Raw genomic sequence first — 11,950 nt, forward strand, 5'->3', positions numbered from 1 at the left:
GCGAGGTCGGGCGGCGCCGGGCGAGGTCAGGCGCCGGCGTGCGCACCGTCGTAGCGGATGCGGTGGCACAGGGCGGGGATCTCGCCGGAGGCCAACCGCGGCAGCACGTCCGGCAGTTCGTCGAACGCCGACTCCCCGGTGACGAGGGCGTCCAGCGCCGGATCCGCGAGCAGGTCCAGGGCGAGGGCGAGCCGGTCGGCGTAGGTGCGGGTGGTGGCGCGGGCCGGGGAGACGGTGCCGACCTGGCTGCTGCGCAGGGTCAGGCGCCGGGAGTGGAAGGCCTCGCCGAGCGGGAGCGTGACGGTCCGGTCCCCGTACCAGCTCAGTTCGAGGACGGTGCCCTCGGGCCGCAGCAGCTCCAGGGAACGGGCGAGCCCGGCCTCGGTGGCGCTGGCGTGCACGACGAGGTCGCGGTCGCCGCGCGCGCCGCCGGGTGCGGCGAAGTCCACGCCGAGCGCTTCGGCGGTCTCGGCGCGGGCCGGGTCGGCGTCGACCAACTGGACCCGGACGCCGGGGAAGCGGGCCAGCAGGGCGGCCACCGAGCAGCCGACCATGCCGCCGCCGACCACGGTGACGCGGTCGCCCACCAGGGGCGCGGCGTCCCACAGGGCGTTGACGGCGGTCTCCACGGTGCCCGCGAGCACGGCCCGCGCGGCGGGCACGGCGGGCGGCACCGGGGTGACGGCGGCGGCGGGGACGACGTAGCGCGTCTGGTGCGGGTAGAGGCAGAAGACGGTCCGCCCGACGAGCGCGTCCGGGCCCTCCTCGACCACGCCGACGTTGAGGTAGCCGTACTTCACCGGTCCGGGGAAGTCGCCCTCCTGGAACGGCGCGCGCATCGCCGCGTACTGGTTCTCCGGCACGCGTCCGGCGAGGACGAGGGTCTCGGTGCCCCGGCTGACGCCGCTGTGGAGGGTGCGCACCAGCACCTCGTCCGGGCCGGGTTCGGCCACCTCCACCTCGCGGATCGCACCGCGGCCGGGCGCCTCGACCCAGAACGCGCGTGCCCTGCGTGTCATCGGATGTCCTCCTGAACGATCGGGAAGCCGCCCACGTACCGAGGGATGCACAGCCGCGCACAAGGTAGCGGCGTTGATCGACTCTGTCACACGGCCGGAGGGTGTTCGGTGGCCCTGAACAACACGTACGACGGGTACGACGCGAGGCCCGTTCAGCAGGAGACCGCGGTGGGGGCGGGCGCGCAGATCCTGCTGCTGGCGCTGCTCGGCACGGCGATCGGGATGGGCACGGCGGGCTGGCTGACCGGCCTCGCCTTCGCGTTCGCGACCTGGGCGGTGCTGGCGCGGGCCCTGCACCGGTCCCGGCCGGCGTCGTTCGGCCCGGCCAACCGGGTCACCCTGGGCCGGGCCACACTGGTCGGCGGGGTGACCGCGCTGGTCGCGGACTCCGTCCGCGGTGCCCCGCCGGTCTCGCTCCTCGTCGGGCTGACGGCCGTGGCCCTGGTCCTGGACGGCGTGGACGGGAAGGTCGCCCGCCGCACGGGCACGTGCTCGCCGCTCGGCGCGCGCTTCGACATGGAGGTCGACGCGTTCCTCATCCTGGTCCTCAGTGTGTACGTCGCGATGGACCTGGGCCCGTGGGTGCTCCTGATCGGCTCCATGCGGTACGTGTTCGTCGCCGCGGCCCGCCTGTGGCCGTGGCTGACCGCGCCGCTTCCCCCGAGCAAGGCCCGCAAGACGGTGGCCGCGCTCCAGGGCGTACTGCTGCTCGCGGCGGGGGCGGCCCTGCTCCCGCGGCCGGTGAACGCCGCCCTGGTGGCGCTGTCGCTGGGGCTGCTGGTGTGGTCGTTCGGCCGGGACGTGCTGTGGCTGTGGCGCGGCTCACGGACGCTGCGGGCGCCGGTGCGGCGGGCGGTGCCGGAGCTGGCGACGCGCTGAGCGGCTCCGCCCGGTGAGGGGGCTCGCCCGGTGAAGGGCCTCGCCCGGTGAGGGGGCTCGCCCGGTGAAGGGCCTCGCCCGGTGAGGGGCCTCGCGGCTCGGTGTGCAAAGCCTCCCGCTCCGCGCCCCCGGCGCCCAGGTTCAGTCCCGCCGCGGCAGCAACCCCGCCGCGGCCAGCGGTACGGCGGCCAGGACCAGCCACGGCACCGCGGCCGGCAGTCCGGAGTCCAGCAGGAGGCCGGTCGCGGAGCTGCCGGCGAGCACGATCAGGCCGGACACCGACGACAGTGCCCCCGTGTACAGCCCGAGCCGTCCGTCCTCGGCGAGGTCCGGCACCCAGGCGCGGGCGACCGGCGCGACCAGCATCTGCCCGAGGGTGAGCAGGACGACGAACCCGGCGGCGGGCACCAGTCCCCCCGCCCCCGTCCAGCCGGCCGGCCGGGCGAGCGCGACGGCGGCGAACCCGGCGGCGATCAGTCCGAGCCCCGCCACCATCGACCGGCGCGGCGCCAGCCGCCGGCCCGCCCACCGCGTCACCGGCAACTGCGAGCCCACCACCAGCAGTGAGGAGAGCGCGAACAGCCAGGCCAGCGGCGCCTGCGAACCGGCGGCCCGCTCGACCTCGGCGGGCAGCGCGAGGTAGAGCTGGTTGTAGGCGAGCAGATAGGCGCCGTACGCGCAGCACAGCGCGAGGAAGCGCCGGTTGCGCAGCAGCAGCCGGGCCCCGCCGCCGAACCGGACGCGCTTCCGGCCGGGGATGTGCTGCGGCAGCAGCCGCGCGTGCCCGGCGAGCACGAGCACGAACACGGCGGCCCCGGCGAGGCAGGCCGTGCGGAAGTCCACGGCCAGCAGCAGAGCGCCCAGCAGCGGTCCGACGAAGGCTCCCGCCTGCCCGGCGACGGTGAACAGCGCGAGCACCCGCGTCCGGTCCCCGCCCCCCGCCGCCTCCCACATGACGGCCTGGCGGGCGACCTCGGACTCCACGGCGGGCGAGAACAGCGCGGCGGCGAACCCGATGAGCAGCACCGCGCCGATCACGGCCCAGGTCCGCGCGGCGAACCCGAGCCACACGAAGCCGGCGATCCGCAGCACGCACCCGGTGAGCACCACGGGCCGGATGCCGTACCGGTCGGCGAGCGCCCCGCCGACCACGAACAGCCCCTGCTGGCTGAAGGTCCGCAGCCCGAGCACGAACCCGACCAGCCACCCCGCCATGCCGACGGCGGTCCCCAGGTGCTCGGCGAGGAACGGCAGGACGGCGAAGAAGCCGACGTTGAAGGCGAGTTGGGTGAGGACGAGCAGCCGCAGCAGCGGGGAGAGCGGGGTGCCGCGGCCCGGAGCGCGCACGGCCGGGCGGCGGCCGGAGAGGGAGATCATCGGACCGCGGCCGGTTCCTTGTGCGCGCCGGCCGGTTCGGCCTGTCCGTCGGCCGGCCGGCCGACGCCCACCCGGGTACGCGTTGGCCGGGGCGGACGCAGGGCCCCGGCCGCGGTGACGGCGAGCGCGCCCAGCAGGGCGAGGACGGCGGCCGGGGCGAGGACGGCCCAGGGGGCGCGCTCGGCGTAGGGCTGGTTCTCGGCGAGGAGGAGTCCCCACTCGGGCGACGGCGGCTGGGCGCCGAGCCCGAGGAATCCGAGCGAGGCGAGCGCGAGGGCGACGCCGGGCAGCCGGAGCAGGGCGTGCCGCAGGGCCGGTGGCAGCACGGCGGGCAGCAGTTCGCGCCGCAGCAGGTACCGGCGTCCCGCGCCGAGCCCTCTGGTGGCGGTGATGTGCAGGGTGGCGCGCTCCTGCCGCAGCAGCGCGGCGGTGTGGGTGGCGAGCGGCGCCCAGGCCACGGCGCCGACCGCGAGCGCGGGCGTGGCCGCCCCGCCGCCCACGACGGCGGTGACGAGGAGGGCGACGAGTACGGGTGGTACGGCGTTGACGGTGTCGACGAGCGGCCCGGACACCCGCGGTACGAGCCCGAGGAGGACGCCCGCGAGCAGGGCGGCGGCGCTGATGGCGGCGGCCATGAGCAGGGTGTCGAGCGCCCCGTGGCCGACGCGGGCGAGCAGGTCGCGGCCGAGGGCGTCGGTGCCGAAGGGATGGGCGAGGGTGGGGGCGCGCAGTTTCTGCCCGGTGTCGAGGGCCAGCGGGTCCCGGGTCAGGCCGAGCGCGACGACGGCGCCCAGGACGGCGGCGTAGAGCAGGGGCGGCAGCGCACGGGCCGGCGGGGCGGGCCGGTGCAGGGAGGACAGGGCGCCGTCGCGCAGGGCGGGCCCGGTGAGGAGGCGGGCCGCGAGCCGCGTGGCGGCGGTGGCGAGCACGGCGAGGAGCACGAGCGCGAGAGTGCCGGCCTGGAGGACGGGCAGGTCCTGGGCGAGAGCGGCCTGGAGCGTGGTGCGTCCGAGGCCCGGTATGTCGAAGACCTGCTCCACGGCGACGGCGCCGCCGGTCAGTCCGACGACGAACAGCCCGAGGTTGGGCAGCAGCGCGGGCACGCAGCGGCGTACGGCCTGGCGGGCGATCGACCGTCCGGTGAGACCGCGGGCCGCCGCGGCGAGCGCCCACGGCTCGCCGAACGCGCCGGGCAGCAGGTCGTCGAGCAGCCGCCCGAGCACGGCACCGGCGGGCAGCCCGAGGGCGAGCGCGGGCAGTACGGTCCACTGGAACCCGTACCAGCCGAGCGCGGGCAGCCAGCCCAGCTGCACCCCTACGACGGTGGCGAGGACGGAGGCGACGAGGAACTCGGGCAGCGAGGCGAGGACGGCGGACGCGGTCCCGCCGGCCCGCCGCCCGCCGAGGCGCCGCCGGGCCCCCAGCCGGAGGGTGCGGGCGCAGACGAGCCCGGCGGTGACGGCGGCGACGAGCAGCGCGACGCCCATGAGCAGGAGCGAGGCACCAAGCGCCTGGAGCACACCGGGCAGGACGTCCCCGCCGGAGATCCACGACTCCCCCGCGTCACCGCGCACCAGCCCGCCGAGCCAGTCGCCGAGAACGTGCAGCGGCCCGCCGTCGAGCCCGAGCTGCCGCCGGATGCCGGCGAGCACCTCGGGTGTCGGTGCCCGTTCGGCGGAGCGCGCCTTGAGGACGGTGTACGCCGGGTCGGTGTGCGTCAGCCACGGCAGCAGCCCGATCCCGCAGACGAGCCCGCCCGCGAGCACGACCCGCCACACGAGGGCGGCCAAGCGCTGCCGCACGGCTCAGCGCCGGGTGCCGGTGCCGACGAGGGTGCGCTCGTACGGGTCGAGGATCACGCCCTGCACGGAGTCGGCGACGCCGGTGATGATGCGCTGGTGGACGAGCGGCAGGACGGCGTCGCTGCCGAGGATGCGTGCCTCGGCGGCCAGGGCGGCGTCCTGCCGCTTCGCGGTGTCGGCGGTCTTCTCGGCGTCGGCGACGGCGCGGTCGACGCCCTCGTCGCAGAGCTGGGCGATGTTGTAGCCGCCGTCGCAGGTGTAGTCGCTCGCCAGGACGGCGACGGGGTCGCCGGTGTCGAGCAGGGTGTTGCGGGCGAGCACGAAGGCGTCGAACTTCCCGTCGAGGGCGTCGCCTTCGAGCCGGGAGTACTCCCGCACGGTGAGCTTCACCTTGAACCCGGCCTTCTCCAGCTGCTGCTTGACGACCTGGGCGACCTCGGGCAGCTCGGGCCGGTTGTCGTAGGTGGCGAGGTGGACGGTCTCGCCGTCGGGCTTCCCGGCGTCGGCCCTGCCCACCGGCTTCGTCCGCTTGCCCTCGGCCCAGGTCACGGCGGGCCCGTAGACGCCGGCTCCGGGATCGCCGTACCCCTCGTAGACGTCCTTGGCGAACACGGAGGTGTCGAGGCCGGCCCTGGCGGCGGCCCGCAGGCCCGCGTCCTGGAACGTGCCGGACGAGGCGTTGAGCAGCAGGCTGGTGGTCCGGGTGGTGGCGGTGTCGCGCCGCGTCTCCTTGTCGAGGGAGGCGGCCTGCGCGACCGGGACGGCCTCGGCGATGTCCAGCTCCCCCGTCCGCAGGGCGTTGGCGCGGGCGGTGCCGTCGGCGATGAAGCGGGCGTCGATGCCGGAGGCCTGGGCGCGTCCGCCCCAGTAGTCGTCGAACCGGTCGAGGGAGGCGGAGGTGGCGCCGTTGGCCTCGGTCAGCTCGAAGGGCCCGGTGGCGTGGCCGAGGGGGTCGACGCGGCCGCCCTTCGCGTACGCGTCCTTGGACAGGACGGCGAGGCTGGGGCTGGAGAGCCGCAGCGGCAGTACGGGATCGGGCTCGTCGGTGGTGATGCGGACGACCCGGTCGCCGCTGCCCCGGGCGGTGAGGGTGACGCCCTCCAGGGCGGCGGGGGCGGGGTCGGCGCCGGTGGCCTTGCCGAGGGACGCGGCGACGGCGGCCGGGGTGACGGCGGTGCCGTCCTGGAAGACGGCGTCCCTCAGCGTGAACTCCCACGCCTTGTCCCCGTCCCGGCGCCAGGACTCGGCGAGCGCGGGGGCGGCGGAGCCGTTGGCGTCGAGGGAGGTGAGCCCCTCGGTCACCCCGAGCCGGCTGAGGAGGGTGGCGTCGGCGCCGTAGGGCGAGAGGTTCTCGGCGGGCGGGAAGGCGAGCGCGACGCGCAGCCGGGACCCGTCGCCGCCCTTGCCGCCATCGTCCCCGGAGTCGCCGCCGCCTCCGGAGGCGAAGCAGCTCGACAGGAGCGGTATGAGCAGGAGCGGGGCGAGCAGCCGGGGGCGGCGGTGGGAGGGCATGGTCCTCGGATCGATCTGGGAGAAAAGGGGGAACGGCACGCGAAGGGGAGCCTACATGGAAACGATTTTCACGCGTGGCTCACCCCAGGGGAACGTCGAAGTGCACGATCCCCTGCCCGCCGCCCACGTCCTCCCGCTCGTCGTGCACGACCTTGGCGAGCGACCGCCAGAAGGGCTCGGCACCGGTGACGGCGGGGTCGGTGTGCAGGTAGACGGCCCGGTATCCCCCGTCGGCGACCGCGAACGCCATCAACTCGTCGACAAGTCGACGCGCGAGCCCACGCCGCCGATGCTCGGGCCGCACATACACGCGCCGCAGCTGCGCGGTCACCCCGGAGGGGTAGCGCTCGGCGACGCGCACGGGGTTCGGGGGGTGCGCGGGCCCCCGCGAGTCGAGCGCCCCGGTACCGACGACCCCACCCTCCCCGTCCACCGCGACCAGCAGGGTGTGCCGGGCGGGCTCCACGTAGGCCCCGACGAGATCGATGATGTCACCGTGCCAGCGGGGGACGTACCCCGTGCCGAAGTCCCGGTAGACGGTGTCGAGCATGACGGCTCGGGCGTGGGGGAGATCGGCGGGGGTGGCGGTCCTGATGGTGTAGTCGGTGGTGCGCACTTGCACATCGTACGCATTAGTGGAAACCCGCTGAGGGAGACCCCTGGCGGCCCTCGCGGCAGCGGTGACTCTCTGCGCACGATTCAGCGGAACGTCGTAAAGATCGGGGATCAGCGACGACGAGTCGATTCTGATGCGTCACTTGGTGAGTCGTCGACATCGACCCCGTCGAGGTGTGGCGGCGCGTGCAGGCCGCATCGGGGGATCTGAGTGACATCCTCGACGCGGCCGACCGAGTGGCCGAGGTGGACGGCGACGTCAGCCCACGCGAGAAAGCTGTCATAGCCGAGCTTCGGGACCGGTGCCGCCACCGAGTCTGACGCCGCGCACCGGCGGTGAGCCGCCGCGACTCACCCCTTGACCGTCCACGTAACCGAGTTCGACGCAATCCCCCGCACCTCCGCGCTCCGCACCGCCACCGTCATGTCCACCACCTTTGCCGTCACCGTGTGGGCGCGGCGGCCCGACGGGACTCCGAGGGCCGCCGGGACGATCGACGTCCTGCCGCGGGCCTGCCTCGCCTCGCGGCCGTCGACGTACCAGCGGAGCTGGGGGCGGGCGAGGGTGCCGGTGGGCAGGGTGGCGAGGGAGACGGAGAGGCGGGCGAAGCGGGAGGTGCGGGTGGCGGGGTCGGCCAGCGGGGTGAGGGCGTTCGCCGAGCGGTAGAAGCCGGCGATCATCGCCTCGCGGCCGGGGAGGTTGAACTGGTCGGTGTTCAGGGAGCGCATGATGGAGTTGGCGGTGGGGCGGTAGATGCCGTACTCGTAGTAGTCGCCGCCCTCGAAGGTGTCGACCACGCCGCCGCTCGGGTCGGTTTCTCCCAGCCAGTCGGCCCACTTGGTGCTCTGCGCGGCCATCCGGTCGGCGGTGAGCTTCGAGACGTTGGCCGCCGCCGGTTCGTCGCCCGGGTGGGCGCCGTAGCCGTCGTACTGGTACTCGTCGGCGAGGAGGCCTATGGAGTGGGCCATCTCGTGGGCCGCTATCAGGGTCGACTGCGCGTTGTCGGACGAGAGGGTCGAGACGCCGTCGTAGCCGTAGTCGCCCGCGAGTCCGGAGTAGCCGGCGCCGCCGTACTTGGTGGAGTTGGAGACCACGATCACCAGGTCGGTCGCCGGGGCCCGGTCGGCGTACGACTTGGTCTTGTCGAGGTCCACGCAGATCAGGCGTTCGATCTCGTCGCAGAAGAAGTACGAGCCGAGTGCGGTGTTCCGCGTGACGTCCTGTGTCGGGTCGCCCGTGACGCCGGAGTCCTGGGACACGGCTTGCACGGCCCAGACGTTGAAGAGGCCCTCGTAGCTCTTGTACGGCTCGATGTCCGTCACCGCGTTCCACTTCGCGCGGGCGTCCGCGAGGAAGTCCTCCTGCTGTGCGGCGGTGTAGCCGTCGCCGATGATCGTCACGTCCAGGCGGTCGGCGGTCGGACCCGTCTCGGCGATCGGGACCACCTCGCCGTCCCCCGCCCCCGTCCGCTGCCGGGAGGCCGGGGCCGACTGGGCGTGCGGGCTCGTCGCCGGGACGTCCGTGCGGGCTCCCTCGCCCCCGGGGTCGGGGAAGTACTCGACGCCGACCCGGCCGCCCTCCTGCCCTGCCGTCGGGGCATCGGCCGCGACCGCGCCGGTGGTGGGCAGGAGGGCGGCCAGGGCGAGGACGGTCGCCGCCGCGGTTCCACGAGCGCGTATGTGCACGGTGACAGGTCCCCACGACGACGACGGTGACGTAAGCGGTTGACGTAAGCAGAAATGTAAATGTGCTTACGCGTTGGAGTTAAGTTAGAGGGCTGTTCCCTTTGCCGCAAGGGGTGTTGGGGATGCCGCGAGGTGTCAGCCGGATACCCGCAGTGCCTTCAGCAGCATCGGCAGCGACGCGTGCAACTCCCTCTCCCAGTAGGCCCATCCGTGCGTCCCCGGGCCGTAGAAGTTCGTCGTCACGTGCCTCGCGCCCACCCGCTTCAGCTCCGCCGCCAGCGCCTGGTTCTGGCGGTTGAAGTCGGCCTCCAGGGCGCTGGTGCTGCCGGGCGCGTCGAGGGGGCCCGTGGTGCCGTCGCCGCAGGACAGGTAGACCGGGATCGACTTGAGGCGGCGGGCCAAGTGGAAGGGGTCGTGCGACTGCCAGATGCGGCGTTGTGCCACGGGGTCGCCCCAGACGCGGAGTGGATCGTCGCCCTGGCCCGCGAAGAAGCCCAGGATGCGGTTGGTCGACTCGTCGTTCAGGAGCGGGTGTGCCGAGCCCGAGTAGGCCGCCGCCGCCCGGAACATGCCGGGGTGCCGGGCCGCGTACGACAGGGCTCCCTGGCCGCCCATCGACAGGCCCGCCACCACGCGGTTGTCGCCGGCGCCCCAGTCGCGTTCCAGGAGGCGGCGGAGTTCCACCGTGTGGAAGGTCTCCCACGCCGGGTCGCCGCCCTCGCCGTGGTTCCACCAGTCGCTGTACCAGCCGTTCCAGCCCGCCTCGGGCATGACGACCAGCACGTCGCGCAGGCTGTCGGTGCGCGCCACGTCGGTCATCGCGGTCCACGACGTGTAGTCGCCGCAGCAGCCGTGCAGGAGCCAGAGGGTGGGCCAGTGGCGGCGGTGGTGCCGGTCGGAGGGGTCCCAGCCGTCGGGGGTGAGGAGGCGGACCTTGACGGTGCGGCCGCCCAGGGCCGTGGAGCGGACGGACAGGTCGACCTGCCGGTCCGCGACCCGGGTGACGGCCACCACCTCCGCGCCGGAGGGGAAAGGAGCCGGGCTTCCCGAGGCCCGCGCGGGGGCCGTCGGGGCCAGTGTCGCGAGCAGCACGATCAGAAGCAGTGCCGGGGCGAGGAACGCCCTGGTGCGCGGGTGGGTCGGGGCAGTGGACACGTTGGCGAACACGGCGGCTCCCTGGGGTGGGTGGCTCTTCGTCGCGCTGTGGTGCGGGTCCTCGGATGTCACACGTACGTCAGCCGCCCTGCGGGCGGGGCTGGATCAACAAGGCTTCACCGACCGGGCGTTCGCCGGTCGCGTCCGACGGGATGTTGATGACGGCGTCGTCCGTCACCATCGTCGTCGAGCCGCCACCGTCCAGGTTCACCGCGTCGCGCAGTCCGAGTGACCTGGCGACCGCCGCGCTCTCGGTGACGCCGAGTCCGAGGGATCGCGTGCCGCGTCCGTCGGCGGTGACGAGTACGGTGCGGCCCGCGGCGTCCACACCGGCCAGGGTGCGCGGATTGCGCTTGTGGACCCAGCCGTAGTACCAGCTCGGATCGCCGGGGTGCACCATGCCGTCGGCGGCGGGTGTGACGTGGACGCGGCCGTCGCGGACCAGCTCGGGGCCGGCGTTCACGATGTCGGTGCGGGGCGAGGGCCGGTAGGGGCGGCCCCGGGCGTCCAGCAGGGTCGTGTGCACGCGCAGCGTTTCGCCCACCCGGGCCAGCGCGATCAGGTCCGCCGTGCGCCGTCCCGTCGCCTGGACCGAGCTGCCGCCCGGCGGAAGGGCTCCGCCCCGGGGCGAGCGGACCTCCACCACCCGGTCGTGCGCGTCCAGCACGGCCTCCGCTCCCTCGCCGCCGGGTGTCCGGCCGCCCGCGAACTCGGGTGTGAAGGCGACCAGGTCGTCCGGGTTGGTGCAGGTGACGTCGTGCAGCGGAAGGGAGGTGGGGGTGTCTCCCGTAGCGCCGCCGCAGTTCCTGATCAGGCCGGGTACGCGGTTCACGCCGCCCAGCCGCAGGGACGCACCGCGGCCGGTGACCAGGCCCCGCCAGGTGAAGCGGGTGACCCGCGTGGCGCGGGCGTCGTCGTCGAGGACCAGGGCGGGGCGTCCGGCCACCGGTTCGGACAGCAGGCGTCCGTCGTACACGCCGACGCCGGCCGGGTCGCCCGGTGCGCCCGCCTTGGGGTCGAGGACGAAGAAGCCCGCGTTGACCGCCGCGGTCGCGCCGGCCGAGGCGGAAAGGCGGCTGGTCGTCTCGCGGGCCTCCAGGTCGGGGCCGTACGACGCGCCGAGGCTGCCGCGGAATCCGCGCGGGTCGACGGTGAGCACGTCCACGCGCCACGGGCCCCGGTCGGTGGCCTCGCCGTCCCAGCCCGTGTACACGGCGGAGCCGGTGTGGCCCGCCGCCGTCAGCCGGGCGCGCTCCGCGAGTGCTTCGGACTGCTCGTCGTACGCGCCGACCCGTACCCGCCAGCCCAGGGTGCCGCCGGCGTAGTCGGCCGTGCGCGGTGTCCGCACCTGCTCGACGCGGACCTCGAAGCCCTTCTGCCGCAGATCGGCGGCGAGTTCGTCCGCGCTCGCCCGGTCCCTCAGCGCCGTCGGCGGTGCGTCCGGGTCGGGTGAGGTGTCGCCGCCGGGGATGGAGACCTCCACCGTCCAGTGGAGGGCGGGGTCCTCGGCGTCGCCGCGCACGATACGGGTGAGGGTGACGCCGGGCTGGAGGGTCGTCGTGGTGCGGGTCTCGGGGAGGTCGCGGGGGCCGAGGGGCAGGGTGGGGCCGCTCGGTGGCCGGGGCGGCGGGGAGGCGGAGGCGTGCGCGGGGAGTGCGCCCGGTGTGGCGGCGATGCCGAGCGCGGCGACCGCGGCGCACAGCCTCTTGCTCGTCCGGCTCTTCATCCGATCCGCCCCTTGCCGACCACGGACACCAACCGACCCATGCTGCGCACAAGTATCGACCCCTGACGGCACGCGTCAAGAAGCGGCGGCCGCCCGGCGGTCCGGGAGCGGTGGTCGTTCCGGGGGCGTTGTCAGTGGTCGGGGATAGGTTCGTTCTTGTTCCGCCGACGTGGCGCGAA

General features: G+C 74.6%; 9 protein-coding genes. 1 reads left to right on the forward strand and 8 read right to left on the reverse strand.

Annotation, left to right across the window (positions count from 1 at the left end; translation table 11 throughout):
- Positions 1–26: 26 nt before the first annotated feature.
- Positions 27–1,019, reverse strand: coding sequence for a zinc-dependent alcohol dehydrogenase (locus tag IE108_RS14370; RefSeq protein WP_064730741.1), 993 nt, complete (start codon positions 1,017–1,019; stop codon positions 27–29).
- 108 nt (positions 1,020–1,127) lie between these two features.
- Here IE108_RS14370 and IE108_RS14375 point away from each other — a divergent pair, with 108 nt between their 5' ends.
- Positions 1,128–1,898: a CDP-alcohol phosphatidyltransferase family protein gene (locus IE108_RS14375; protein ID WP_064730740.1), complete on the forward strand. Its 771-nt coding sequence runs from the start codon at positions 1,128–1,130 to the stop codon at positions 1,896–1,898.
- Between the two features lie 141 nt (positions 1,899–2,039).
- Here IE108_RS14375 and IE108_RS14380 read toward each other — a convergent pair whose 3' ends face one another.
- The 7 genes from IE108_RS14380 to IE108_RS14410 all read right to left on the reverse strand — a co-directional run bounded on the left by IE108_RS14380 (position 2,040) and on the right by IE108_RS14410 (position 11,771).
- Complete coding sequence (locus IE108_RS14380) at positions 2,040–3,275, reverse strand: MFS transporter (protein ID WP_064730739.1); 1,236 nt, start codon at positions 3,273–3,275, stop codon at positions 2,040–2,042.
- On the reverse strand, positions 3,272–5,077 hold the full coding sequence (locus IE108_RS14385; RefSeq protein ID WP_064730738.1) for an ABC transporter permease subunit: 1,806 nt from the start codon (positions 5,075–5,077) through the stop codon (positions 3,272–3,274). The genes IE108_RS14380 and IE108_RS14385 overlap by 4 nt, the downstream gene beginning before the upstream one ends.
- A 3-nt stretch (positions 5,078–5,080) precedes the next feature.
- Positions 5,081–6,589, reverse strand: a complete 1,509-nt coding sequence (locus tag IE108_RS14390; RefSeq protein WP_064730737.1) for an ABC transporter substrate-binding protein — start codon at positions 6,587–6,589, stop codon at positions 5,081–5,083.
- 79 nt (positions 6,590–6,668) lie between these two features.
- Complete coding sequence (locus tag IE108_RS14395) at positions 6,669–7,205, reverse strand: GNAT family N-acetyltransferase (protein WP_064730736.1); 537 nt, start codon at positions 7,203–7,205, stop codon at positions 6,669–6,671.
- 350 nt (positions 7,206–7,555) lie between these two features.
- Complete coding sequence (locus tag IE108_RS14400) at positions 7,556–8,890, reverse strand: M64 family metallopeptidase (RefSeq protein ID WP_064730735.1); 1,335 nt, start codon at positions 8,888–8,890, stop codon at positions 7,556–7,558.
- A gap of 135 nt (positions 8,891–9,025) precedes the next feature.
- Positions 9,026–10,057, reverse strand: coding sequence for an alpha/beta hydrolase (locus IE108_RS14405; protein ID WP_064730734.1), 1,032 nt, complete (start codon positions 10,055–10,057; stop codon positions 9,026–9,028).
- Between the two features lie 67 nt (positions 10,058–10,124).
- Positions 10,125–11,771, reverse strand: coding sequence for a phosphodiester glycosidase family protein (locus tag IE108_RS14410; protein WP_064730733.1), 1,647 nt, complete (start codon positions 11,769–11,771; stop codon positions 10,125–10,127).
- Positions 11,772–11,950 lie beyond the last annotated feature (179 nt).

Origin of the sequence: Streptomyces parvulus, assembly GCF_014648855.1 — a bacterium.
Classification (GTDB): domain Bacteria; phylum Actinomycetota; class Actinomycetes; order Streptomycetales; family Streptomycetaceae; genus Streptomyces; species Streptomyces parvulus.